At 62.0% G+C, this 25,164-nt stretch carries 24 protein-coding genes; 11 read left to right on the top strand and 13 right to left on the bottom strand.

All coding sequences use genetic code 11. The features are described 5' to 3' along the window. Nucleotides 1-30: 30 nt before the first annotated feature. Nucleotides 31-432, bottom strand: a complete 402-nt coding sequence (locus AC3Z8Y_RS24210) for an acyl-CoA thioesterase (RefSeq protein WP_008366910.1) — start codon at nt 430-432, stop codon at nt 31-33. A 208-nt stretch (nt 433-640) separates the two neighbouring features. Between AC3Z8Y_RS24210 and AC3Z8Y_RS24205 the strand changes: the two genes are divergently transcribed. The 8 genes from AC3Z8Y_RS24205 (at nt 641) to AC3Z8Y_RS24170 (ending at nt 10,799) form a co-directional block, all read left to right on the top strand. Continuing rightward, nucleotides 641-1,930 (top strand): MFS transporter, encoded by a 1,290-nt coding sequence (locus tag AC3Z8Y_RS24205; RefSeq protein WP_490087884.1) that lies wholly within the window; start codon nt 641-643, stop codon nt 1,928-1,930. A gap of 123 nt (nt 1,931-2,053) precedes the next feature. Further along, the gene (locus AC3Z8Y_RS24200; protein WP_490087883.1) at nt 2,054-3,055 is read left to right on the top strand and encodes a phosphate ABC transporter substrate-binding protein PstS family protein; all 1,002 of its coding nucleotides are present in this window, start codon (nt 2,054-2,056) and stop codon (nt 3,053-3,055) included. 114 nt (nt 3,056-3,169) lie between these two features. Next, nucleotides 3,170-5,440: an ABC transporter permease subunit gene (locus AC3Z8Y_RS24195; protein WP_490087882.1), complete on the top strand. Its 2,271-nt coding sequence runs from the start codon at nt 3,170-3,172 to the stop codon at nt 5,438-5,440. Nucleotides 5,441-5,472: 32 nt separating this feature from the next. Beyond that, entirely contained in the window at nt 5,473-7,125 is a 1,653-nt protein-coding gene (pstA, locus tag AC3Z8Y_RS24190; RefSeq protein WP_490090080.1) for a phosphate ABC transporter permease PstA, read from the top strand. A 52-nt stretch (nt 7,126-7,177) separates the two neighbouring features. Then, a complete protein-coding gene (pstB, locus tag AC3Z8Y_RS24185; protein ID WP_490087881.1) occupies nt 7,178-8,011 on the top strand; it encodes a phosphate ABC transporter ATP-binding protein PstB in 834 nt (277 codons plus the stop codon). Between the two features lie 67 nt (nt 8,012-8,078). Further along, nucleotides 8,079-8,837: a phosphate signaling complex protein PhoU gene (phoU, locus tag AC3Z8Y_RS24180; RefSeq protein ID WP_181111127.1), complete on the top strand. Its 759-nt coding sequence runs from the start codon at nt 8,079-8,081 to the stop codon at nt 8,835-8,837. Between the two features lie 153 nt (nt 8,838-8,990). Next, complete coding sequence (locus tag AC3Z8Y_RS24175) at nt 8,991-9,890, top strand: response regulator (RefSeq protein ID WP_490087880.1); 900 nt, start codon at nt 8,991-8,993, stop codon at nt 9,888-9,890. A 3-nt stretch (nt 9,891-9,893) separates the two neighbouring features. After that, on the top strand, nt 9,894-10,799 hold the full coding sequence (locus tag AC3Z8Y_RS24170; protein ID WP_490087879.1) for a peptidoglycan DD-metalloendopeptidase family protein: 906 nt from the start codon (nt 9,894-9,896) through the stop codon (nt 10,797-10,799). On the opposite strand, the gene AC3Z8Y_RS24165 is transcribed toward AC3Z8Y_RS24170, so the two are convergent. From AC3Z8Y_RS24165 to AC3Z8Y_RS24145, 5 genes are all read right to left on the bottom strand, one after another. Continuing rightward, a complete protein-coding gene (locus AC3Z8Y_RS24165) occupies nt 10,796-12,136 on the bottom strand; it encodes a hemolysin family protein (RefSeq protein ID WP_490087878.1) in 1,341 nt (446 codons plus the stop codon). The two genes, AC3Z8Y_RS24170 and AC3Z8Y_RS24165, sit on opposite strands and share 4 nt — an antisense overlap. 123 nt (nt 12,137-12,259) lie before the next feature. Continuing rightward, a complete protein-coding gene (phoR, locus tag AC3Z8Y_RS24160; RefSeq protein WP_490087877.1) occupies nt 12,260-13,585 on the bottom strand; it encodes a phosphate regulon sensor histidine kinase PhoR in 1,326 nt (441 codons plus the stop codon). Between the two features lie 32 nt (nt 13,586-13,617). Next, nucleotides 13,618-14,307 carry a phosphate regulon transcriptional regulator PhoB gene (gene phoB, locus AC3Z8Y_RS24155; RefSeq protein WP_490087876.1) on the bottom strand — a complete coding sequence of 230 codons (690 nt, stop codon included), beginning with the start codon at nt 14,305-14,307 and terminating at the stop codon, nt 13,618-13,620. A 150-nt stretch (nt 14,308-14,457) separates the two neighbouring features. After that, nucleotides 14,458-15,348: a 4-hydroxybenzoate octaprenyltransferase gene (ubiA, locus tag AC3Z8Y_RS24150; protein ID WP_490087875.1), complete on the bottom strand. Its 891-nt coding sequence runs from the start codon at nt 15,346-15,348 to the stop codon at nt 14,458-14,460. Further along, on the bottom strand, nt 15,348-15,899 hold the full coding sequence (locus AC3Z8Y_RS24145; RefSeq protein WP_490087874.1) for a chorismate--pyruvate lyase family protein: 552 nt from the start codon (nt 15,897-15,899) through the stop codon (nt 15,348-15,350). Before AC3Z8Y_RS24145 ends, ubiA begins: the two co-directional genes overlap by 1 nt. A gap of 97 nt (nt 15,900-15,996) precedes the next feature. Here AC3Z8Y_RS24145 and AC3Z8Y_RS24140 point away from each other — a divergent pair, with 97 nt between their 5' ends. Both AC3Z8Y_RS24140 and AC3Z8Y_RS24135 read left to right on the top strand, forming a co-directional pair. Beyond that, entirely contained in the window at nt 15,997-16,164 is a 168-nt protein-coding gene (locus AC3Z8Y_RS24140; RefSeq protein ID WP_490087873.1) for a rubredoxin, read from the top strand. 215 nt (nt 16,165-16,379) lie between these two features. Then, nucleotides 16,380-16,649: an HU family DNA-binding protein gene (locus AC3Z8Y_RS24135; protein WP_181111118.1), complete on the top strand. Its 270-nt coding sequence runs from the start codon at nt 16,380-16,382 to the stop codon at nt 16,647-16,649. 80 nt (nt 16,650-16,729) lie between these two features. On the opposite strand, the gene AC3Z8Y_RS24130 is transcribed toward AC3Z8Y_RS24135, so the two are convergent. From AC3Z8Y_RS24130 to exbB, 6 genes are all read right to left on the bottom strand, one after another. After that, on the bottom strand, nt 16,730-18,130 hold the full coding sequence (locus AC3Z8Y_RS24130) for an aminoacyl-tRNA deacylase and HDOD domain-containing protein (RefSeq protein WP_490087872.1): 1,401 nt from the start codon (nt 18,128-18,130) through the stop codon (nt 16,730-16,732). 77 nt (nt 18,131-18,207) lie between these two features. Next, entirely contained in the window at nt 18,208-20,283 is a 2,076-nt protein-coding gene (gene recG, locus AC3Z8Y_RS24125; RefSeq protein WP_490087871.1) for an ATP-dependent DNA helicase RecG, read from the bottom strand. Beyond that, nucleotides 20,280-21,215 carry a hydrogen peroxide-inducible genes activator gene (locus tag AC3Z8Y_RS24120; RefSeq protein ID WP_181111115.1) on the bottom strand — a complete coding sequence of 312 codons (936 nt, stop codon included), beginning with the start codon at nt 21,213-21,215 and terminating at the stop codon, nt 20,280-20,282. The genes recG and AC3Z8Y_RS24120 overlap by 4 nt, the downstream gene beginning before the upstream one ends. A gap of 87 nt (nt 21,216-21,302) precedes the next feature. After that, complete coding sequence (locus tag AC3Z8Y_RS24115) at nt 21,303-22,034, bottom strand: energy transducer TonB family protein (RefSeq protein ID WP_490087870.1); 732 nt, start codon at nt 22,032-22,034, stop codon at nt 21,303-21,305. After that, entirely contained in the window at nt 22,031-22,456 is a 426-nt protein-coding gene (exbD, locus tag AC3Z8Y_RS24110; protein WP_181111113.1) for a TonB system transport protein ExbD, read from the bottom strand. The genes AC3Z8Y_RS24115 and exbD overlap by 4 nt, the downstream gene beginning before the upstream one ends. A gap of 2 nt (nt 22,457-22,458) precedes the next feature. Continuing rightward, complete coding sequence (gene exbB, locus AC3Z8Y_RS24105; RefSeq protein ID WP_490087869.1) at nt 22,459-23,400, bottom strand: tonB-system energizer ExbB; 942 nt, start codon at nt 23,398-23,400, stop codon at nt 22,459-22,461. A 157-nt stretch (nt 23,401-23,557) separates the two neighbouring features. On the opposite strand from exbB, the gene AC3Z8Y_RS24100 reads away from it, so the two are divergent. Then, nucleotides 23,558-24,427, top strand: a complete 870-nt coding sequence (locus AC3Z8Y_RS24100; RefSeq protein ID WP_490087868.1) for a sugar nucleotide-binding protein — start codon at nt 23,558-23,560, stop codon at nt 24,425-24,427. Here AC3Z8Y_RS24100 and AC3Z8Y_RS24095 read toward each other — a convergent pair. Continuing rightward, nucleotides 24,417-25,148 (bottom strand): hypothetical protein, encoded by a 732-nt coding sequence (locus tag AC3Z8Y_RS24095; protein WP_490087867.1) that lies wholly within the window; start codon nt 25,146-25,148, stop codon nt 24,417-24,419. The two genes, AC3Z8Y_RS24100 and AC3Z8Y_RS24095, sit on opposite strands and share 11 nt — an antisense overlap. Nucleotides 25,149-25,164: the final 16 nt, after the last annotated feature.

Raw genomic sequence — 25,164 nt, 5'->3', positions numbered from 1 at the left:
GTGGCGTTGACCGCGCCGCCGTTGGCAAGTTTAACGCCGGGGTGGAACGCTGCGGGTGCGGCCGCTGCCATCGATGGCCACAAACACGAACACTGCCTCGGTTACCTTGCGCCACTCGCTGGACAGCGGGTCGTCGCTCCATACCTCAACCATCATCTGGATCGAGCTACGGCCGATTTCCAGCGTTTGGGTGTAGAAGGACAACTGCGCGCCCACGGCTACCGGAACCAGAAAAGCCATGCGGTCAATGGCCACGGTCGCCACACGCCCGCCAGCGACCTTGCTGGCCATGGCGGTACCGGCCAGGTCCATCTGGGCCACCAGCCACCCGCCGAATATATCGCCGAAGCCGTTGGTTTCCCGTGGGAGCGCGGTGATCTGCAAGGCAAGGTCGCCTTGCGGAATAGGATCTTCTTGTTCGAGTTCAATCATGCCGGGGGCCTCGGACCCATGACTTCGAAATGATGGCTCATAAAAGGTGACAGCCATTGCGGCCCAGTATATAGAGCCATCTGCGTGTGCATAACCGTTCAAACACAGATATATGTGCTTTATCAAGCAATTTGCTATCTTCCTACACCCGCCGGCGCCTGCTCTGGCGGAGCCTGCTGCCGAACGCGATCAATAAGAGAATGCACCCATGAGCACCGCGCCATCCAGCGCCGCGCCGTCAACGCGCCCGCTGAACCGTAATGATTACAAGACCTTATCGCTGTCGGCCCTTGGCGGCGCGCTGGAGTTCTACGATTTCGTCATCTTCGTTTTCTTCGCAGCTGTCGTCGGGGAGTTGTTTTTCCCCGCAGACATGCCGGAATGGCTGAAACAGGTGCAGTCCTTCGGGATTTTTGCCGCTGGCTACCTTGCTCGCCCCTTGGGCGGTATCGTGATGGCGCACTTCGGCGACCTGCTGGGGCGCAAGAAAATGTTCACCCTGAGCATTTTCATGATGGCCGTGCCCACGCTGTGCATGGGCCTGCTGCCCACTTACGCTCAGATCGGCATTGCCGCCCCCGTACTGCTGCTGATATTGCGGGTGATCCAAGGCGCGGCCATTGGCGGTGAGGTGCCCGGGGCCTGGGTATTCGTGTCCGAGCATGTGCCTGCGCGCAACATCGGCTATGCCTGCGGCACCCTTACCTGCGGGCTGACCACGGGTATCCTCCTGGGCTCGTTGGTGGCCACGCTGATCAACAGCTTGTTCGCGCCCGAGGAAGTGGCTGCTTACGCCTGGCGAATTCCATTTATCCTGGGTGGGGTCTTTGGCCTGTTCTCGGTCTACCTTCGCCGCTGGCTGCACGAAACCCCTGTATTCGCCGAGTTGCAGCAGCGCAAGGCGTTGGCGGCCGAGCTGCCCTTGCAGGCGGTGTTGCGTGATCACCGGGGCGCAGTGGTCCTTTCCATGTTGCTGACCTGGATGTTGTCGGCGGCGATCGTGGTCGTAATCCTGATGACCCCCACCTTGCTGCAGAAAATCTACGGCTTCCCGGCAAAGATAGCCTTGCAGGCCAACAGCCTGGCGATCGTGTTCCTGAGCCTGGGCTGCATCCTGGCAGGCACGCTGGCCGATCGCTTTGGCGCAGGTAAGGTATTCAGCGTAGGCAGCGTTGCGCTGGGCGTGAGCTCATGGGCGCTTTACCACAGCCTGCAGGCTCACCCCGACTGGCTGTTCCCGCTCTATGCCGTGACTGGCCTGTGTGTAGGGGTGATCGGCGCCGTGCCTTATGTCATGGTCAAAGCATTCCCGGCCGTGGTGCGCTTTACCGGCCTGTCGTTCTCCTACAACCTGGCCTATGCAATATTCGGCGGGCTCACGCCCTTGGCTGTCTCGATGATGGTCAAATACAACCCCATGGGTGCTTCGTGGTACGTGGCCGGGCTGTGTGTGCTGGGCTTTGTGGTAGGGCTTTATCTGCTCGCCCGCCGGCGATAAACCAAGGCCGGTCGCGGGGCAGGGCGGCCGGTCATCAAGCTGTAACAATTGGCAATTACACTCTGCCCTTTGCCTGCAACGGCGGCCTTTGATTGCGTGCGTCCTGCCGCTCGGAGCATCCCTATGATCTTCCCGCGCCTTTCGGTGATGATCTGCCTGTTGGCTGCGCCGTTTGCAGGCGCGGCGTTACCGCCAGCGCCTGGCCCCCTTACGGTGGACCCCGGCCTTGCGAACTATGACAAGGCCGCGGGCGTCTCCGGAAACCTCACCAGCGTAGGCTCCGATACGTTGGCAAACCTCATGGCCCTGTGGGCAGAAGCGTTCAGGCGCACGTACCCCAGCGTGAATGTGCAGATTCAGGCGGCCGGGTCTTCCACCGCGCCGCCAGCGCTCACCGAAGGTACTGCCAACCTCGGCCCGATGAGCCGCCGGATGAAAGACGTTGAGCTGCAGGCCTTCGAGCAGAAATACGGCTACAAACCAACCGCGGTTGCGGTGGCTATCGACGCGCTGGCCGTGTTCGTGCACAAGGACAACCCGATCAAGGGCCTTACGCTAGCCCAGTTGGACGCCATCTTCTCGTCCACTCGCCTATGTGGCGCCCGTGCCGATGCGCGGCGCTGGGGGGATCTGGGCGAAACCGGCACGCTGGTGAACCAGCCTCTGCAGCTATTCGGACGTAACTCGGTTTCCGGTACGTACGGGTATTTCAAGGAGCGGGCCCTGTGCAAAGGCGATTTCAAACCGGGTGTCAATGAACAGCCGGGTTCGGCATCGGTGGTGCAAGCGATCAGCAGTTCGCTCAACGGCATCGGCTATTCGGGGTTTGGCTACAAGACCGCAAGCGTGCGTACCGTGCCATTGGCCCTGGCAGACGGTGGTCCCTTTGTAGAGGACACTGAAGCCAATGCCATCAACGGCAGCTACCCGCTGGCACGTTACCTTTACGTGTATGTGAACAAACCACCGAACCGACGCTTGCCACCGCTGGAAGGGGAGTTCCTGAAGTTGATATTGTCCCGCAGTGGCCAGCAGCTGGTGGCGCGGGACGGTTATATCCCCTTGCCTGCGACCGTCGCGGCGCAAGCCTTGGCAAGCGTAGGCTTGGGCGATGGCGCTCACTAACCCACACATTGAGGTACCGGTGGTCATTATTGCCATGCGAAGCACGATCAGGCTGTGGCAATGCTGTCACCGTGATGTCACGTTTCTGTCATATATCGCCGCTAGGGTGTGCGGATGAATGATCCGGCTGTAAGCAAGGCAAACCCTGGCACGCCCTCGGCGCGCATCGACTTCAATACGCCAGCCATGCAACGCCATCGCCGGCTGCGTGCGTTCGTCGATCGTTTTACCCGTGGTTACGTCTGGGTCGGTGGCCTGGGCGTGCTGGCCGCCATCACCCTGATCTTCTTCTATCTGGCGTATGTGGTTGCGCCCTTGTTCAAAGGCGCGACGCTGACCGTGAGGGATCCGCTGACGCCTGCATGGCTGTCCACGGCGGGGCGGCCTGTTCTGCTCACATTGGAGGAGCAGAACCGCGTGGCGATGCGGCTTTCCGAGGACGGCGCGGCGGTGTTCTTCAGCGCGGTGGATGGCGCCGTGCTCGGGACGGTAGCGCTGCCCTTGCCGATGGGTACCCGCATTACTGCAATAGCCCAGGATCAGCCCGGCAAGGGGCTGGTAGCGGTAGGCCTTTCCAATGGCCAGGCGCTCGTATTTAGGCACCTGTACCAGACAGCCTGGCCCGACGATCACAAAACCATTACCCCGGCGGTGGAATACCCCTATGGCCCCGCGCCCATTACATTGGATGAGCACGCCTCGCCTGTGCGGCATATCAGCCTGAGCACAAGCGATACTGACGCAATGCTTGCCGGCACCGATGGCACAACCTTGACGGTCTTGTCACTCAGCGAGCGGCCGGGCGGCACACCAACACAAACGCGCATCCCGCTGCCGCAGCTGACCGAATCGGTTCAGGCGATTTACCTCGACCCTGCTCAGCGCTGGTTGTACGTGATCAATGGTCGCGCCTATGCCGATGTCTTCGATTTGCAAAGCCGCACGCTCAACGGCCGCTACAAGCTTCTGGAAAGCGCCGACGACAGGGTAACCGCCAGTGCTCAGCTGGTGGGGGGCGTATCGCTGCTTATCGGCAGCTCGGCTGGCGGCCTGGGCCAGTGGTTCATGACTCGGGGCGCGGACGGGGAGGCCCGCCTGAGCCATATTCGCGACTTTCAATTGGGTAAAGCCCCGATCAGTCGCATCCGTACCGAGCAGCGGCGCAAGGGTTTCGTAGCGCTCGATGAAACAGGCCAACTGGGTGTTTTCCATAGCACAGCGCACCGTACGCTTCTCGTGCGCCAGGTGGCGCCTGCGAGCGGCGTGCTGGCGCTTTCTCCCCGCGCGAACCGCCTGATGCTCGAAACGAACGGCCAGCTCCTCAGGTTCACGCTGGATAATCCGCACCCGGAAGTGTCCTGGAGCGCGCTGTGGGACAAGGTGTGGTACGAGCATTACGACAGCCCCGACTATGTATGGCAGTCCACCGCATCGAACTCGGATTTCGAGCCCAAGCTGAGCCTGGCCCCCCTCGCTTTCGGCACCTTCAAGGCAGCGTTCTACGCGATGCTGCTGGCGGCGCCGCTGGCGGTGGCCGCTGCCATTTATACCGCCTACTTCATGGCACCGGCGATGCGCCGCAAGGTCAAGCCAGTGATCGAACTGATGGAGGCCCTGCCGACCGTCATTCTGGGGTTTTTTGCCGGCCTGTTCCTGGCGCCGTTCCTGGAAAGCCACTTGCCTGGCGTCTTCAGCCTTCTCCTGATTACCCCGCTGGGAATACTCCTGTTCGGGCTGCTATGGAGCCGCCTGCCGGCCGACGTCAGGCTCAAGGTGCCCGAAGGATGGGAAAGTGCCTTGCTGATACCGGTGATACTACTGCTGGGGGGCAGCTCGTTGTACCTCAGCCCCTGGCTTGAACAGTGCTTGTTCAATGGCGATATGCGGCAGTGGTTGAGCCTGGACCTTGGCATCGACTTCGACCAGCGCAATGCCTTGGTGGTAGGTATCGCCATGGGCTTTGCGGTCATCCCCAACATCTATTCCATTGCCGAAGATGCCGTGTTCAGCGTACCCCGCAGCCTCAGTTTCGGCTCGCTGGCGCTGGGCGCCACGCCGTGGCAAACCCTCGTGCGAGTGGTGCTGCTGACCGCCAGCCCCGGGATATTTTCAGCACTGATGATCGGCATGGGGCGCGCGGTAGGCGAAACCATGATCGTGCTCATGGCTACCGGCAACACCCCTATCATGGACATGAACCTGTTCGAAGGCATGCGCACGCTGGCAGCGAACGTAGCGATCGAGATGCCGGAATCCGAAGTCGGCAGCAGCCACTACCGTGTGTTGTTCCTTGCGGCCCTGGTGCTGTTGCTGTTCACCTTCATCATGAACACGTTGGCAGAACTGATCCGCCAGCGCTTGCGCAAGCAGTACTCCTCCCTGTGAGCGCTAACACGACAGTACACAAGGCTACCCCGATGGGCTGGCTACGCAGCGGTGCGCCAGGCGTGTGGCTTAGCGCTGGGGCGGTTTCTGTGGCGGTTATCATGACCATCGGCTTGCTGGCCTTGATTGCCGTCCGAGGGCTGGGCCACTTCTGGCCTGCCGATATTCTCCAGGCTACCTACGAAGTACCCGGCCAAGCTCCCGTCAGCGTGATGGGGGAAATCGTACAAGAGGAACAGGCGCCTCTCCCGCGGCTGCGCGAGGCTGGATTGCCGTTGGCCGAGGGTAGCGCAACCCTGATTACCCGAGTGCTGCTCAAGTCGGGCAACCGGGACCTGGGTACCAGCGATTTCAATTGGGTAGTGGGGGAGTGGCTGACCTTCCGTGCCTATCCCGCCGAGGCGGTGGTGCTGGAACGGCGGGAGTGGGGGAATTTCTACGGCCACCTGCTAAACGTGAAGGAAGGCGGGCGCGTGGTGGCCGAGGGGCCAGAGGCGTGGAGCCAACTGCAGTCGCGCCTTGCCAGGGCGGCTGCTATCAGCGAGCAGTTGGAACACGTAGAGCAAAGCGATGTTGGCGGGATCAACCATGCGTTGGAGCAACTGCGGCTTCAGGCGCGCAAGCTTGAATTGGACGGGCGCCTTGACGCCGCCAGCCAGGCAGACCTCGCAACAGAGCGCAGCGCGCTGACGGCCCGCTACCAAGGCCTGGAAGCGCACCTTGACGAGCTTCGACGCGCCGCCGCTCGGGACAGCCTCACCATGGCCGATGCCCAGGGGCATGAACTTGAGGTCAACCTGGGTAATGTGCTCCATGCCTGGCGTCCCAACGCTATGGGGCTCCTCGAAAAAGCTCGGGTGTATATCGACAAGCTGTGGGAATTCCTCAGCACTGGCCCGCGTGAGGCGAATACCGAGGGGGGCGTTTTTCCGGCCATCTTCGGGACGGTGATGATGACCCTGCTGATGGCTGTTGTAGTTACGCCTTTCGGGGTACTTGCCGCTGTTTATTTGCGTGAGTACGCGCGCCAGGGGTGGATGACCCGCTTGATCCGGATTGCCGTGAACAACCTTGCCGGCGTACCGGCGATTGTCTATGGCGTGTTCGGGCTAGGCTTTTTCGTGTATGTGCTCGGTGGCTCGCTGGACCAGTTATTGTTCCGCGAGGCACTGCCGGCCCCCACGCTGGGCACGCCGGGGCTGCTGTGGGCATCCTTGACCCTGGCGTTGCTGGCGGTGCCGGTAGTCATCGTCGCCACTGAAGAAGGCCTGGCGCGCATACCTCGCTCCCTGCGCGAGGGTTCGCTGGCCCTGGGCGCCACAAAGGCCGAAACCCTCTGGAAAATTGTGCTTCCCATGGCCAGCCCCGCGATCATGACGGGGTTGATACTGGCGATCGCGCGGGCCGCAGGGGAAGTGGCGCCATTGATGCTGGTAGGTGTCGTGAAGCTGGCGCCTGCCTTGCCGGTGGACGGCAACTATCCCTACGTACACCTGGACCAGAAGATCATGCACCTGGGCTTCCATATCTATGACGTGGGGTTCCAGAGCCCGAACATCGAAGCCGCGCGGCCTCTGGTATACGCCACGGCCTTGTTGCTGGTGCTGGTGATTGCACTGCTGAACCTGTCGGCCGTGGCGATTCGCAACCATTTGCGAGAGAAATACCGATCGCTCGACACCTGATCCAAGCGCGGCCAGCCCGCTGATGTCCCGTTCACTAGCGTATGGAGCCTGCATGCAGCAACACACACCCGGCCGGGGCCTAGACATGGGCGCCCTGGGCCGCAAGAAGCCGGGCCTTACCGTGGTGCCCGAAGAGGTCGCCATCGACGTCGCGGGGCTCAACTTGTACTACGGCCGGCAGCAGGCCCTGTTCGATGTGGCCTTGAGCATTCCTCAGCGGCGTGTGACCTCTTTCATCGGCCCTTCCGGCTGTGGCAAGTCAACCCTGTTGCGCACGTTCAATCGCATGAACGACCTAGTGGATGATTGCCGGGTGGAAGGCACGGTCAAGGTGTACGGCGATGATATCTATCGCCGGGGCCTGGATGTCGCCGAACTTCGTCGGCGGGTGGGGATGGTGTTCCAGAAGCCCAACCCCTTCCCCAAGACCATCTACGAGAACGTGGTGTATGGCTTGCGTATCCAGGGCGTGAAGAAGAAACGCGTGCTTGACGATGCGGTGGAGTGGGCCCTGCGGGGCGCGGCACTGTGGGATGAGGTGAAGGACCGCTTGCATGAATCGGCGCTGGGCTTGTCGGGTGGCCAGCAGCAGCGCCTGGTGATCGCGCGCACCATCGCGGTAGAACCGGCGGTGCTGTTGCTCGACGAGCCGTGCTCGGCGCTCGACCCGATTTCCACGCTCAAGGTGGAGGAGCTCATCTACGAGCTGAAAACCCGGTTCACCATTGTCATCGTGACCCACAACATGCAACAGGCCGCCCGCGTATCGGATTACACCGCATTCATGCACATGGGCAGGCTGGTCGAGTTCGGCGACACCGATCGCATGTTTACTAACCCGAAAAAGAGGCAGACCGAAGACTACATCACCGGTCGCTATGGCTGATCAAGCCGCCGCACCCGTACGCACCCACGCTGTCGCCAACCACCACCGGTATCCAGGAGCCTGACCCATGATTGATAAAATGAGCCTGAATCATCACATATCCCAGCAGTTCAATGCCGAGTTGGAAGAAGTGCGCAGCCACTTGCTGGCCATGGGTGGGCTTGTGGAAAAGCAGGTCAACGATGCGGTAAGCGCGCTGATCGAAGCTGACTCCGGCCTCGCCCAGCAGGTACGTGACCTGGATGATGAAATCAACCAGATGGAGCGCAACATCGACGAGGAATGCCTGCGCATTCTGGCCCGCCGCCAACCTGCCGCCTCGGATCTGCGCTTGATCATCAGTATTTCCAAATCGGTGATCGACCTGGAGCGCATCGGGGACGAGTCCACGAAGATCGCCAGACGGGCCATTCAGCTGTGCGAGGAAGGTGAGTCGCCTCGTGGTTACGTGGAAGTACGCCACATTGGCGACCAGGTACTGAAAATGGTGCGTGACGCGCTGGATGCGTTCGCCCGCTTCGACGCAGACCTGGCGCTGTCGGTGGCGCAGTACGACAAGACCATCGACCGCGAATACAAGACGGCCCTGCGCGAGCTGGTGACCTACATGATGGAAGACCCACGTTCCATCTCTCGCGTGCTCAATGTGATCTGGGCGCTGCGCTCGCTGGAGCGGATCGGTGACCATGCGCGTAATATTGCCGAGCTGGTGATCTACCTGGTTCAGGGCACCGATGTTCGCCACCTCGGGCTCGAGCGCATGAAAGAAGAAGTTCGCCGTAACGCCGAACGCGCTAATGTTTCTCCACGGGCTGACGATAAGTAGGTTTGCCCGAGTATCGACGCCCGGCCTGTGCCGGGCGTTTTCGTTCATACTGGCAGCAGATTTTTTGGCGTCCGCCTGGCGGGTGCGAGGTCCGGGTAGGTGTGGCCACGGTGGCGCACGCTATGCTGTCCGGATGAATTTCAGGAGTCCTTAATGGCCAAGGTCAGTGTTCTGGTAGTGGATGACGCGCCTTTCATCCGCGATCTGGTAAAAAAATGTTTGCGCAATGCCTTTCCCGGCATGCAGATCGAGGATGCCGTCAACGGCCGCAAGGCTCAGGCGATGTTGGCCAAGGACCCCTTCGATCTGATCCTTTGCGACTGGGAAATGCCCGAGATGACCGGCCTGGAATTACTGACCTGGTGCCGGGAGCAAGAGAGTACCAAGACAGTTCCTTTCATCATGGTCACCAGCCGGGGTGATAAAGAAAACGTTATCCAGGCGATCCAGGCAGGTGTTTCCGACTACGTCGGCAAGCCCTTCACCAATGAGCAGTTGCTCACCAAGGTAAAGAAAGCCCTTCACCGGGCCGGCAAGCTGGACGCCTTGATGAGCGGGCCGGGGTCGCGTCCGAATGCCTCGGCGTTTGCCAACGATTCGCTTGCGGCGCTCACCAGTAACCGGCCGGAAGGCGCTCCTGCGGCGGCACCGGTCGCCCCTGCGGCAGCCAGGCCAGCGCCAGCTCCGGCTGCACGTCCGGCGGCAGCGTCTGTGGGCGGGCGTGGGCAGGGCCAGCTACGCTTGGCCAATGGCGGGAACATGGCCTGCGTGATCAAGGCCCTCAGCCTCAAGGAGGCCCTGGTGGTAGTCAAGCGTACCGATACGCTGCCTCAGGTGTTGGAGCAAGCGGTGCTGGACCTGGAGCAGGGCGATAACGAAGTGGCCCGGCTCAACGGGTACCTGCATGCTGTTGTCGCCATGGAGCCGAAGCCAGACAGCGAATGGCTGCAGCTTACGTTCCGCTTCGTGGACCAGGATGCGCAGAAGCTGGATTACGTCTCGCGGCTGATTGCCCGCGGCACCGTACAGAAGCACTTCGTCCCGGGCGCCTGACCCATGCAAAAGGCGGCATTGGGTTGGCTGCTCTGCGTGCCACTACTGGGTGCCGTCGGCCAGGTTCACGCCTCTGCGATCTACAAGTTCACCGATGCCAACGGCGTGGTCAATTACACGGATCGCATCACTCCGGGCGCCAAGCGCCTGGTATTCCAGGACCGCATGGTGGAATCGCTGGCCGCGCAGGTTCGCCTTGATACTCGCCGTGCGGACGGCAAGGTCACCTATGAAGCGCGCAACGACCTGTACGCTCCGGTACAGGTCGAGCTACGCCTTGGCGCCATTGGCAACGCCGCAGGCACCTTGCCCCGCAGTATCAGCCGGACGGTGCCGCCACGGTCCTCGCTGGTCCTCGCTACCGTTTCACCGGCCAGGCCGGGCAAGCCGATCACAGGCAGCCCGGAGTTCCGCTACGCCCTGGGTGACCCTTCGACCAGCCCCCGGGCGTACCGTTACCCCTTCCCATGGCTGGGTGGCCCTTTCCGGATCAGCCAGGGCGCCAACGGGCGCTTCAGCCACACAGGCCCACGCGGGCGCTACGCCATCGACATTGCCATGCCTGAAGGCACGCCTATCGTGGCGGCGCGCGCGGGTACTGTAATCAAGGTAGAGAACAGCCAAGGGGCGGGAGGGGCCGAGGCCTCGGGCAATTTTGTGCGGGTATTGCACGATGACGGCACCATGAGCGTTTACCTGCACCTGATGCAAGGGTCGGTAGTGGTGCGCGAGGGTGACAAGGTCGCCGTAGGCTCGCCGCTGGCACGCTCTGGAAATACCGGCAACAGTACCGGGCCGCACTTGCATTTCGTGGTGCAGCGCAATACCGGCCTGGGCCTGGAGTCCATCCCCTACGAGTTCGACAGGCCATTGCAAAGCCTGCCGAATTTCGCGGTAGGCAACCGTTAAGTCAGCTTCAACACCTTGGCGAGCACGATCTTGGGGCCCTTCATTTTCTTGATGATGATGCGCAGCCCTTCCACCTCGATCACTTCCTCATCCTCCGGTACCCGCTTCAGGCTGTCATACACCAGCCCTGCCAGGGTTTCCGCCTCGATGTGGTCCAGGTCCACGCCCAGCAGGCGTTCGACCTTGAACAGCGGCGTGTCGCCACGCACCAGCAGCTTGCCCGGTTGATACGCCAGCACACCGCGCTCTGCCTTGCGGTGCTCGTCCTGGATGTCGCCCACCAGCACTTCCAGTACGTCCTCCATGGTGAGGTAGCCGATCACCTTGCCGTCCGCTTCTTCCACCAGCGCAAAATGCGCGGCGCCGGTACGGAACTGCTCCAGCAGCTCGGCCAGCGGCATGTGTCGTGATACACGCTCCAGCGGCCGTGTGAGTTCGGTGAGGTTGAACGAGGCGGGAACGTGGTCCAGCGCCGCCAGTTCCAGCAGCAGGTCCTTGATGTGCAACAGGCCCACGAACTCGCCGCGTTCACTGTCGTACACAGGGTAGCGGCTGTATTTGTGCCGCCTGAACGTCGCCAGGATTTCCTTCAGGGGCGCCCCGTGTTCGAGCACGATAAGGTCTTCCCGGGAATTGGCCCAGTCCACTACTTCCAGCTCACCCATCTCGACGGCGGAGGCCAGAACGCGCATGCCCTGGTCGCTCGGATCCTGGCCGCGGCTGGAGTGCAGGATAAGCTTGAGTTCCTCGCGGCTGTAGTGGTGTTCGTGATGAGGGCCGGGCTCGCCCTGGCCGGCGATCCTCAGGATGCCGTTGGCGCTGGCGTTCAATAGCCAGATAGCCGGGTACATGGCCCAATAGAACAGATACAGCGGGACGGCCGTCCACAGCGAAAGCAATTCGGGCTTGCGAATGGCCCAGGACTTGGGTGCGAGCTCACCGACCACGATGTGCAGGTACGAGATCACGAAGAACGCGGTAAAGAACGACGCCCCTTTGATAACTTCCGCCGATTGCACGCCAACCGCCGCCAGCAGGGGCTCGAGCAGGTGCGCGAACGCAGGCTCGCCCACCCACCCGAGGCCAAGCGAGGCGAGGGTGATACCCAGCTGACAGGCCGAAAGGTAGGCGTCGAGCTGGCTATGCACCGTACGCAGGATCTTGCCGCGCCAGCCTTCCTTTTCCGCGATGGACTCGACGCGTGTGGAGCGCAATTTCACCATGGCGAACTCGGCGGCAACGAAGAAGCCGTTGAGCAGAACCAGGAATAGCGCGAAAAGAATCATGCCGAAGTCGGCGAAGAGGGTAGACAGCGTTAACGCAGGGGAAGGGTCCATTGGGAGACGTGTGAAATCCGTGCTGGTTAGGGGATAGCGCCATCCAGGGGCGCGAATGAAGCAATTTAGCGAGTAGTGCCACGATTGGCCAGTAGCAAACCGTAGCAGGGTTCTTCCAGCCGGTTATGCAAAGGTGCTGTCGGCCGCCGTTGACTGCACCCAGAGCGCCTGCGGAAAGTGGCAGATGAACGTACTGCCCTTGCCCGGAATGCTTGCGATGTCCAGGCTACCTTTATGGCGAAGCAGTACATGTTTGACGATCGCCAGGCCCAGGCCAGTGCCGCCAGTGCTGGAGCTGCGGCTGGAGTCCACGCGATAGAACCGTTCGGTAAGCCGCGAGATATGCTTGGGCTCGATACCGATACCCGAATCCTGCACGCTCAGATGCAGGCCGGTTTCGTCCTGCCACCAGCGTACATGCACACGGCCGTTATCAGGGGTGTATTTCACGCCATTGAACACAAGGTTCGAGAACGCGCTGCGCAACTCTGGTTCACTGCCCTTCATACACAGGCCCGAAGGCGCTTCCAGCGTCACCTGATGGTGGCGTTCGCCGGAGAGGGCGGTAGCATCGTTGACAATGCTTTGCAGCATGGCGCGCACGTCCACCGGGTAGCTATCGGAGGGGTAGTCCGTGGCTTCGAGCTTGGCCAGCAGCAGCAGGTCATTGAGCAGTGTCTGCATGCGGCTGCCTTGCTGCTGCATCTGCTGCAGCGCCCGTAACCATCTCGGGTTCAGGTGCCCGGCGTTGTCGAGCAAGGTTTCCAGGTAGCCGGTGATCACTGTCAGCGGCGTACGCAGCTCGTGGGAGACATTGGCGATGAAGTCCTTGCGCATCTGCTCCAGCTGATGAATGCGCGTCACGTCGCGCACAACCATCAGGTGTTCGTTGTTCCCGTAGCGGGTAACCATGAACTGCAGGCGCAGCCGGTCGTTCAGTGGCGACGGCATTTCCAGCGGCTCGGCGTACTGTTCCGCCTCGAAGTACTCCTTGAACCGTGGGTGGCGTACCAGGTTGGTGATTGGCTGGCCGCCGTCCTGTGGGGTTTTGAGGCCCAGCAGCGTATCGGCCGCCGGGTTCCACCACTCAAGGTTGCCGTCACTGTCCAGCATGATAACGGCGTCGCGCAAGGCTGCGGTGGACTCCTGAACGCGGTCTATCACACCCTGAAGCCGTGCCCGGGCGCGGCTATCCTTGCGCTGGAGGTTATAGATATTGTCGAACACATCGCCCCATAACCCGTCTCCTTCGGGGGGAGGTTCATCGGGCTGCTGATGGCGCAGCCAGTGCTGAAGGCGCAGCAGGTGGCGCAGTGTGTTAGCCAGATAGCCGCCCAGGCCCAAGGCCAGGCACAGGCCGTAGTGGCCGGTCAGCAGGCCCAGGATCAGGCAGGCGCCAATCAACAGCAGCAAATGGCGGAGAAGCACGCCGTGCCAGTTTCGGTTCAATTAGCGATCAATCCTTTCGCATGCCGAGCGGCTCAGCCCTTGGTGGAAAACCGATACCCCGTTCCGCGCACGGTCTGCACCAGGTTCTCGTAGGCCTCACCCAAGGCTTTGCGCAGCCGGCGGATATGTACGTCCACCGTGCGCTCCTCGACATACACGTTCCCGCCCCACACCTGATCGAGCAGCTGGCCGCGTGTGTAGGCGCGCTCCTGGTGAGTCATGAAGAACTGCAACAAGCGGTATTCGGTGGGGCCCATGTCCGCCGGTTTGCCGTCGATAGTCACTCGATGACCGATAGGGTCGAGCAACAGGCCACCGACTTCAATGGGCGTTTCGTTGTCAGTGGCGCCCGCCCGGCGCAGCACGGCCTTGAGGCGCGCTACCAGTTCCCGTGGCGAGAAAGGCTTGGTGATGTAGTCATCCGCTCCCACTTCCAGGCCCTGGATCTTGTTGTCTTCCTCACCTTTGGCGGTGAGCATGATGATAGGCGTAGCGGCAGTGAGTTCGTCCCGCTTGAGCCGACGCGCCAGTTCGATCCCCGAGGTACCTGGAAGCATCCAGTCCAGCAGGATAAGGTCTGGCTTGCGGTCCACGATTACTGCATGCGCCTGCTGGCTGTTCTCGGCTTCGAGGCAATCATAGCCGGCCATTTCCAGCGCGACGGCGATCATCTCGCGAATGGGCGCTTCGTCGTCGACGATGAGAATGCTTTTGCCAACCATGGTTTACCCTCGAGCCTGTCCTGGATATTGCGCTGCATTAGATAACGGAAATATTGCAGTCACATGACAGTCAGGGGAAGGGTAGCAAGTTATGGGTACCGCGCTGAAGCTTTAGCGTGCTTTCGACGCCCCCGCAGAAAGCCGCCAAGGCTAGCGCAAGGCGTAGTCCAGGACGATGCCGACGAAGATAGCCAAACCTGCCCAGTGATTATGTAGAAAGGCTTCGAAGCAGGCCATCCGCTCCCGTTTGCGGGTGTGCCAGGCTTCCCAGACAAAACATCCGACGGCAACCGCGAGCCCGGCATGGAACCACCCGCCTAGCCCGAAGCGATCCCCAGTGAGCAGCAGGCACACGATAGCCAGCCCTTGAAGGATGCCGATGATCAACCGATCCGAATTGCCGAACAGGATGGCCGTGGATTTGACGCCTATCCGCAGGTCATCTTCCCTGTCCGTCATGGCGTAGTAGGTGTCATAGCCGACGGTCCACAGCAGGTTCGCCAGATAAAGCCCCCAGGCGGCCGCGGGCACATGGCCTGTTTCAGCCGTGAAGGCCATGGGCATGCCCCAGGAAAACGCGGCCCCCAGTACAACCTGGGGGTAGTAGGTGTAGCGCTTCATGAACGGGTAGCTTGCCGCAAGCACCAGCCCCCCCACAGACAACCACACGGTGGCGGCATTGGTACAGAGCACCAGCGCAAAGCTGAGGCTCAGCAACACCGCAAAGAACACCAACGCTTCGCGGCCCCTGACCCTGCCGCTTACCAGAGGCCGTTGCTCGGTGCGTCGAACATGGCCATCCACCTTGCGATCGGCAAAGTCGTTGACCACGCAGCCAGCCGCGCGCATCAGGATCACGCCCACCACGAAAACGGCGACATTGCTCGCCGAGGGGCTGCCCTGGCCGGCGATCCAGAGCGCCCACAAGGTTGGCCACAGCAGCAGGTAGATCCCGATGGGCTTGTCCATTCGGCTGAGCTGAATGAAGTCCCAGGCGCGTGGATGAACACGGTTCAGCGAACGAAGCAGGGCCAGGTACATCAGAGAGCCTCCGTGGAGCCGGGCAATGCGGCCCAGAATTCAGGCAGGAATACTTCGGTGACCAGAATACCCAGTGCGCCGCGGTCAAAGCGTGACCTCCGGGCCCATGGCGCTTCACCGGTTACGTCGACGGGCAACCAGGCGGCCGGATAACGCCCTGCTTCGATGGCGCCTCGGGTAAAACCGCCATTCACGAACAGTAACTCGCCGAGTGAGCGCGAGCCCAGCGCAGCGAGAGGGAAACCGTCTTGCTTGAGTGCCTGTTGCCCGGCCACGCTGCGTGCATACACCCATGGCCTGCCGTGGCCGCTGAGGTAGACTTCCCGTACCCAGCCCATGGCATTGGGTGAAAGGCAGAGGGCAAGGCATTCATCTTCCCGCAGCTCGGCCCAGCCTTCGCTGACAGGAACAACCGTGAAGCTGTCAGCGGAAAGGCGAGTGAGGCGGCGAGTGAGCGAGCCGGCGTCGAACAGCCAGTCTTCGAGCAGCGCGTTGGCGGGTTCGATGGCGTTCGACCAGGCGAGAGGGCAAAGCGGAGCAGTAGGCGGCACGGTTCAAGAGGCATGGCGGTTGGCAGGTCATGAAGCTTAGCATGAATGGCCGGGCGCCCTGGCATGCCGGGCAATAGCATAACGATGAGGGGGTTCAATGAAGAAGTGGCAGTGTGTGGTGTGTGGTTTCATTTACGACGAAGCAGCCGGTTGCCCGGAAGAGGACCTGGCGCCGGGTACCCGCTGGGAAGACGTCCCTGAAGATTGGCTGTGCCCGGACTGCGGCGTAGGCAAAACCGACTTCGAAATGATCGAGATCGTTTGAAACCGCAGTTAACCCTGACGGTGGATGGCCGATAAGCCATCCGATCCGTCGGAATCAGCTCGAAGTCCCATAATAAAGCCCTTCGCACCACTGGCGCGGGTGCGCTGGGCGTGCCATTCTCGACCAGTCAGCCGTGGATAGGGGTCCACGTGCGCATTCGGCACGGGCCTACCCAGCCGGACATAAAAACAAAAAACTGCAAAGAGGCATCACTCATGCGCAAACCTGAACTCGCCCAGGCTATCGCCGACAAGGCTGATCTCACCCGGGACCAGGCTAATCACGTCCTCAACGTATTACTTGAGCAAATTACCCAGGCTGTGAACAAGGGCAATGTGACCCTCGTTGGCTTCGGGACTTTCGAAAAACGCCACCGCGGCGCCCGCACAGGCAAGAATCCGCAAACGGGCGAACCCGTGAAAATCCGAGCCAGCAACACGGTCGCTTTCAAGCCAGGCAAAGGGCTGCGCGAGAGCATCGGCTAAGCCGGCATAGCTGCCAGCACGCTTATCGACAGGCCGCGCGTTGCGGCCTGCTTTCAGGAACGGAACCCTGCTGCCCGACCCTAGCCCTGACCGAATTGCTGGGCGAGCTCACGTAGCAGTTGCTCGGCATCCAGCACCTTGGTGACCACCTCGTTGGCTTTCTCGCGGGTGATATCAAGCCGCTCCAGCAAGGCGTCCGGGATATCTTCCTCTACCTCGAAGCCTTTGCCGCGAGCACGCAACAAGCGCACCGCCAGGCACACAAGGTTGGCATAAGCCGAGTGCTCGCCATCATAGCTGGCGTCGTTCTGATACTGCAGCGCAGTGACCAGTTCCTCGGGCATATCCCAGTGCTTCATCAGCCAGGCACCTACCTGCTCACGGCTTATCCCGAGCAAGTGCTGCTCGACATAGGCGTGGGGCAGGTGGGGGTTCACTTCGAGGTGGCGGCACACCAGCGAGAAATGTGGCGGGAAGACATGCGCCAGCAGCAGGTAGCCGAAGTTGTGCAACAGGCCGCCCAGGTAGGTAAGCCCGGCCTCGGGCCGCTGTGCACGCGGCATGGCCCGGGTAAGGCCTTCAACGACCGCTGCGGTATAGAGCGACTGCTGCCAATAGGGCGTAGCGTGCTGGGGCTTGTCCTTGGGCAGGGTGAGGGTTTTGCCCAATGCCAGACCCAGGGCCAGGTTGATCACCAGATCGAACCCCAGCACCCGCACGATTGCATCTTCGACGGAGCGGATCTTGCCTACCGAGCCGTAGTAGGGCGAAGCCGCCCAGCTCACGACCTGCGCCGCGAGGGCTGGATCGGTTTCGACCACACCGGTCACGTCATCGGTGCTGGCATCCGGATCAACCCGCAGCTTGATGATTTTCTGCGCCGTAGTCGCCAGCGGTGGAATCTCGATAGTGTCTTCGAGGCGCTGTTGAATGCGGCGCGCAGTAAATGCCTGCACACCCTTGGAAATTACACTTAGCGAACCGGAGAGTGGCTGGACCACCGGTTTGGCGACGTCTTCGCCAAAGCGGGCGGAGCTGGCGTTGGCCAGCGCCTTGCGGAACTGATTCTGGTCCGTGGAAATTTCGAGAAGAATTCCAGGCTGGCCCGAAGCGACCAGGACATACTCGATGTCCAGCAGCCGTTCGTCGTAAACGCAAGGCGCACTCACCGCCAGTGGGATACCCGGCAGCTCACCCAGGTTGAGGGGGTCGAGCAGGCGTTTGAGTTTTTCCAGCGGTACGGCCGTAAGGGTGCGGCCGTAGATCTCGGCCAGGCGCGTAAGGTCCAGAAGCTGATCCTTGCGCAGCAGCACCAGAAGTAGGCCAACCGCATCGCCGAGCAATACTGCCTGTACCTGTCGAGCAGGGTTCAGCAGAGGCGATTCGATCACTTCCCGGTAATCGATGCTGTGAGCGCGCAACAGCTGCTGGATGGCATCGGGGGCGTGCGGTGTTGCTACTTCCAGGGCAACTTCAGTCATGGCTGTATCCGAACGTTTACAAAGCGCCAGTATACCCAGCTTCGGGAATAATGCGGGCAGATTAAGGAGTTATGGCCTCATACTTGGCCATATTGCTGCCCGTGGCGCAACCAGCGCTCGAGGAGCGGATTCACATGGTTGGGCCAGCGGGCGATAAGTTGCTGGGCGGCATCCCTTACCGCCGGCAGCAAATGCGCGTCCCGCATCAGGTCAGCCACCTTGAACTGTAGCAGGCCGGTTTGCCGAGTACCCAGCATTTCACCGGGCCCCCGCAGCTCCAGGTCCTTCTCCGCGATCACGAAGCCGTCGTTGGTTTCACGCATGATCCCAAGCCGTTCGCGGCCGATGAAGGACAGGGGCGGGTGGTATAACAGCACGCAATGGCTAGCGGTACTGCCCCGGCCAACCCGCCCGCGCAATTGATGCAGCTGGGCCAGCCCAAGGCGCTCCGGGTTCTCGATGATCATCAGGCTGGCATTGGGCACGTCCACCCCCACTTCGATTACCGTAGTGGCAACCAGCAGCTGCAGTTCGCCCTGTTTGAACCGGGCCATCACCTCTGCCTTTTCTGCTGGCTTCATTCGGCCGTGCACCAGGCCCACACGCAACTCACCCAGGGCGCTGGTGAGTTCCTCGAAGGTCGTTTCCGCCGCCTGGCAGGTCAGCTCTTCGGATTCCTCGATCAGTGTGCATACCCAATACGCCTGCCGCCCCTCTGCGCACGCGGCGCGAACACGTTCGATCACCTCGATACGGCGGCTGTCCGCCACCAACACGGTGTTCACCGGCGTGCGGCCAGGTGGCAGTTCGTCCAGCACCGAAGTGTCCAGGTCGGCGTACGCACTCATGGCCAGCGTGCGGGGAATAGGCGTGGCAGTCATGATCAGCTGATGCGGGCACAGGCGCCCATCTACACCTTTCTGTCGCAGCGCCAGACGTTGCTGGACGCCGAAGCGGTGCTGTTCGTCGATGATCGCCAGGGCAAGGCGATGAAAGCGAACTTCAGGCTGGAACAGCGCATGGGTACCCACCACCATCGGCGCGCCAGCGGCAATGCGCTCCAGCGCGCCCTGGCGGGTCTTGCCTTTGAGCTTGCCAGCCAGCCAGGCGACCTCGATCCCCAGCGGCTCGAACCAGCGCTGAAAGTTGATGTAGTGCTGCTCGGCCAGAATCTCGGTGGGCGCCATGAGCGCGACCTGGTAGCCGGCCTCTATCGCTTGCAACGCGGCAAGGGCTGCTACCACTGTTTTACCGGCGCCTACATCGCCTTGCACCAGGCGCAACATCGGCGCGTTCTGGGACAGGTCATAGCTGATTTCCTTTCCTACCCGCTGCTGTGCGCCCGTAGGGCTGAAGCCCAGATTTGCCAGGTAACGGGCCGGCAAGGTGCGCGGCGCGGGAAGCGGCGGAGCCTTCTGCGCGCGCAGGCTTTCACGCAGCCGTTGTTGTGAAAGCTGATGCGTGAGCAACTCTTCGAATATCAGGCGCTCCTGCGCCCAGTGATGGCCCAGGGCAAGCTCTTCGACATCGGCGTCTGCGGGCGGCTGGTGCAAATAGCGAATGGCATCGCCCAAAGCCCCTAGCCGGTACTCGCGCGCAAGCTCCTCGGGAAGCCAGTCGGGCAGGCTGTTGGGGCCTAGCATCGCCAGGCTTTGCACACACAGTTGACGAAGGCGTTGCTGGGTCAGGCCCTCGGTCAGCGGGTAGATAGGGGTGAGGGTTTGCTCGACGGGTGCAGGCTCGTCGCCGGTGAGCGCGCGGTATTCGGGATGGTAGATTTCCAACCCCGAGGCGCCGGGGCGAGCCTCGCCGTAACACCGCACCGGCGTGCCGCGCTTGAGTGTTTCCTTCTGGGCGTTGCTGAAATGGTAGAAGCGCAGGCTGACCACGCCTGTGTCGTCACCCAGGCGCACCAGCAGGCTGCGGCGCTTGCCCATCATCACGTCCGCGCCGCGCACCACGCCTTCGATCACCGCGTCCTGGCCAGGGCGCAGGCTACCGATCGGGATCACACGCGTGCGGTCCTGATAACGCAGGGGCAGGTGGAACAGTACATCCTGTACGGTTTCGAGCCCCACCCTGGCGAGCTTCTCCGCCATGGCTTCGCCCACCCCCTTGAGTGCCGTGACCGGCACGCCGGCGAGTTCGGTCATACCGCGGCTTTTGTGTTCGCCGCAGGTGCCTTGACCACCGAGCACAAGCGGATCGAGTCGGCGAGGATCTCGATGGCCTTGGGCCGTGGGAAGCTGGCGCGCCAGGCGATGGCCACCGTGCGGAAGGGTGCGGGCGGGGTCATGGGCCGTACCTCGATGACGCCGGGGGCGTAGTGATGGCTATGCACGGCGGACAGCGGCAGTACCGATACCCCGAGCCCGGAGGCGACCATGTGGCGAATGGTCTCCAGGGAGCTGGACTCCACCGTGGTATGCCGCGCCGCGTCAGCGCCTTTGCCCAGCGTAGGGCAAGCTTCCAGCACCTGATCGCGGAAGCAATGCCCCTCGCCAAGCAGCAGCAGGCTCTTGTCGTTGAGCAAGGCGGAGTCGATGGTTTCCTTGCGGGTCCACGGATGGTCGCTGGGCATCAATACCTGGAAGGGCTCGTCGTACAGCGGCAGCGTCAGCACATCGGCTTCGTTGAACGGAAGCGCAACGATCACTGCGTCGAGCTCGCCGTTGCGCAGCTTGTCGCGAAGCAGGTGCGTGAAGTTCTCTTCGATGTACAGCGGCATCTGCGGGGCAACCCGGTGCAGCTGGGGAATGAGGTGCGGGAACAGATAAGGCCCAACGGTGTAGATGGCGCCCACCTTGAGGGGCGCGGTGAGCTGGTTTTTGCCTGCCTGTGCCAGTTCACGGATGCCCTGCGCCTGCTCGAGCACTTTCTGCGCCTGGGCAACGATGCTTTCCCCTACCGGGGTAAGGCGCACAGCGCTTTTACTGCGCTCGAAGATCAGTACGCCGAGTTCGTCTTCGAGTTTTTTCACCCCCACCGACAATGTGGGCTGGCTCACATGACAGCGTTCGGCGGCGTGGCCGAAATGCTGCTCCTGGGCGAGGGTCACGATGTAGCGTAATTCTGTAAGGGTCATAACGGGCGTCCATGAAGTTGCGGCCCCAGCATAGCGGCTGCAGTCGATAGACGCACGTTATCGAATACGCGACCTTGTATCAGAACCTCAGTGAGTAAGGCTGAAGTTGAAAGGGGCTTTAAGCTTGACCGTTCCGTTACTCAACTTGTCTGCCGGTGGTATTGGCAAGGGCTGCGCACGATTCACGGCGCGCAACGCCGCCCGGTCGAGCAAGCTGCTGCCAGAGCTGGTGAAGATACTCGCATCCAGCACGCGACCCTGGCCGTCCATTGTGAACTCCACCATCACTTGGCCCACGGTGCCCCGGCTACGTGCGGCTGGCGGATATTCCTTGAACCGTCCTAACCGGCCTAATACCTCGCTTTCCCAGCTGGGCGCGGTGCTGGCCGCCGGCGCGGGCGGTGGCGGTGGGGTAGGGGCCGGTGCCTTGGCAGGTGCCGTGGAGGCTGGCTGCGCTGGTTGCTCGACCGGGGTTTCCTTGGGCGGTTCTGGCTTGGGCTGCGGTTTGGGTGGCTGCGGCTTGGGCTTGGGTTTTGGCTTGGGCAGCTCGATCACCGGCTTTGGCGCTTCCACTACCTTGGGCAGTGGCGGCTCCTCCACCGGCTGCGGTGGCTGCACCACGGGCACGGGCGGCGGAAGCGGCTGCGGCTCGGGAAGCGGGGCCAGCTCCATCATCATGGCCGGGGGCGGCGGAGGGGGCGTGACGGTGCTTTTCCAGTTGAGGGCGACCAGGATCGCCACCGCGTGGATAGCCAGCACCAATGCCAGGCTACCTCCGTACCGCGCTACATCTAGCACAGGGCGACTCGCTGCGATCATTGCTTGCCTGCCGTCTCGAGGCCTACCAGGCCGACCTTCAAGTAGCCGGCGCCACGCAGGGCGTCCATCACTTCCATCAGGTCGCCGTAGTCCACGCCCTTGTCGGCCTGGAAGAAGATCGTTGTGTCTTTCTTGCCGTGAGTACGGGCATCCAGTACCTGGCCCAGCGTGGCACGGTCCACTGCATCGTCACCCAGGTACAGCTGCTTGTCGGCCTTCACGCTGAGGAATACCGGCTTTTCCGGCCGAGGCGCTGGCTTGGCCGTGGAAGCCGGGAGGTCTACCTTGATATCAACGGTCGCCAGCGGCGCGGCGACCATGAAGATGATGAGCAGAACCAACATCACGTCGATGAACGGCGTAACGTTGATCTCGTGGTTTTCGGCGAGCTCGTCGGCGCCTTCCTTAAGATGCAGGCCCATGATTAACCCGCTTTGACCATGGAATGCGGTTGGGTGGCACGCTCGACCGGGTGATGGTCCAGGTCCCGGCTTACCAGCAGCAATACCTGTGCGCTGGCGTCGGCAACCTGTGCCTTGTAGCCGGTGATGGAACGCGCGAACACGTTGTAGATAACCACCGCCGGAATAGCCGCCACCAGGCCCAAGGCAGTCGCCAGCAATGCTTCGGCGATGCCGGGTGCGACGACCGCCAGGTTGGTGGTCTGGGTTTTGGCGATACCGATGAAGCTGTTCATGATGCCCCAGACGGTACCGAACAGGCCCACGAACGGAGCAGTAGAGCCGATGGTTGCCAATACGCCGGTACCGCTGCTCATTTTGCGGCCGCAGGCGGCAACCAGGCGCTCAAGACGGAAGCTCACGCGCTCCTTGATGCCGTCCTTGTCACGGGCATTGGCGGACAATTGCAATTCTTCCATCGCGTCCTGCACCAGCAGGTGAGCCAACGTTCCGGGCTGGTTGGTCGCATCGCTCGCTGCCTTCAACGTGGCGGCGCGCTTGAGCACTTCGATTTCGCGGCGCAGGCGGCGCTTGGCGTTCAGTACTTCCAGGCCTTTGGCGATCCACAGCGTCCACGTGATGATGGAGGCGATGGCGAGCCCGATCATGACGGCTTTCACCACCATATCGGCGTTTTGATACATGCCCCATGGCGACAAGTCATGGCCCAGGTTCAGGGCAGGGTCTTCGATATTCGGAGCGTCTTCGGCGACCAGCGCTTGGCTGGGCGAAGCAGCTTCGACGGAAGTGGGCGCCGCCGTGGTGACCGGTGCGGCCGGGCTGGCAGTGGTGTCCGCGAAAGCGACCGGCGCAGCCAGGCTGACGAGCAGCAGGGCGAAAGCGCACCAGGCGCGCGACATGCTGCGAAGCGAGGGGAGCGAAACAGAGAACTGTGTGGAATTCATGCTGGCCGAACCTGAATAATGGAGGTGGCGGTCCATGCAGGCTGATGGGCGCCGGGACAAATGGTGCGCCATTATTGCAAGTAATTCTTAATAGCAGAAGCGATTGCGTCGGATTTTTCACACGGACGCATCAAACGAAGCCGAGATAGAGGTGTTCATGAGCATACCCAGAGTGGTGATAGCCGGTTGCGGAGACGTCGGCAGCAGGCTTGCCTTGCAGCTGCAAGGCAGCGGCTGGCACGCCACGGGCGTACGGCGCAACCTGGGAAAGCTGCCACCAGGGCTGCCCGGCCTTCAGGCGGATTTCAGCCTGGCGCCTTGCCCCGCCGGCTGGGAAGCACTCGCCCCGGACTACCTCGTTTATGCAGTAGCCGCGGACCAGCACGACGAAGCCGGGTATCGCCGGGCGTATCTGGACGGGCTTGCCAACGTGATGAGCTGGGTCGAGCAGACCGCGCAGGCGCCAAGAAGGCTCGTATTTGTGTCCAGTAGTAGTGTGTATGGGCAGGCAGAGGGGGAGTGGGTCGATGAAGCGTCGGATACCTGCCCTACCGGTTACGCCGGCCGGATCATGCTGGAAGCAGAAAGCCTTGCCGGCGCCAGCCGTATAGCGGCTACCGTGGTTCGGTTGACCGGTATTTATGGCCCGGGCAGGGAGCGATTGATCAATCAGGCCCGGCAGGGCCATTACGCGACCGAAGATCCTCCGCAATATGGCAACCGGATACATGCCGAAGATGCCGCTGGGCTTATCGCGCATTTATTGCAGGCAGACTGGGCGGGGAAAGCGCTGGCGGGCTGCTACCTGGGCGTGGACGACAACCCGGCGCCGCTGCATGAGGTGCTTGCCTGGCTGCGGGAGCAGTTGCAGGTTGAAGTCGCGACCGAAGCGGCGCCCATGCGTCGCACGGGTAGCAAACGATGCAGCAATGCCCTCGCCAGAAGTACCGGGTGGGCGCCGCGTTATCCCGACTATCACAAAGGCTACGCGGCGCTGCTTCAACAGCCGCTGGGGCCTAGCGCGTAAGGCGCCAGGCAATCGGGCCAGGGCGCAGGCTGGGCATCTCATCCGCTGCGGCCTGGTTCGCGGCCTGATAGATCTCCAGCTGGTCCTTGCCCCGCTGGAGGATATAAGCCGCACCCTGAGGGCCGCTCTGCAGCCAGATGCTATCGAAGGCGCCGCTCATGGCCGCGCAGTCACCACCCAGGCACAAGGCGTAACGGTCCATGCCGGGCAAGCCGTCGACATGGCCGTCGGGCAGGAAGTGCACCTTGGCACCCAATCCTTCACCTTCGCTGACCGTCCACTCGCCCCCCATATAGGCTTCGTACAGGCGATGCTCGAAGGCGCCCCCTGGCGGGAGCTGAGGCGTTGCAGGATCTACCCGCTTGAAGGTCTGCTCGGCGGCGCTGTCGCTGGAGGCCTGCAGCAGTTCGTCGCCATCCAGGGCAAGCGATTCCGCACCGTTGCCGTAGAAGTCCACTCGCCACTGGGCCTTGTCAGTGGGCGTCAGGCTGCCTTCGGCCACTTCAAAACCATTGCTGGAGGTTGCCTTGCCGGCGGCCGAGTCGATCTGCCATTCGAGCGTGGGGCCCATGCCAAGCAAGGCCTGGCGCAGGTTGCCGCCCTTGACGGCGGCTTCGATGGCGTCCTCGTTGATCCAGGTGCCGCCAGCATCGGCGGGATGGCTGGCGCAACCGCCCAGCAGCATGGCCAGGGCGGGGATCGCCAGAAACAGGGTGCGCATGGAGAGTCCTTGGAGT

The sequence above is a fragment of the Pseudomonas sp. 3MAES_34.3B genome, from assembly GCF_058145875.1.
Note: the sequence above shows the minus strand (reverse complement) of the source record. Positions and strands in the feature narration are given on the sequence as shown.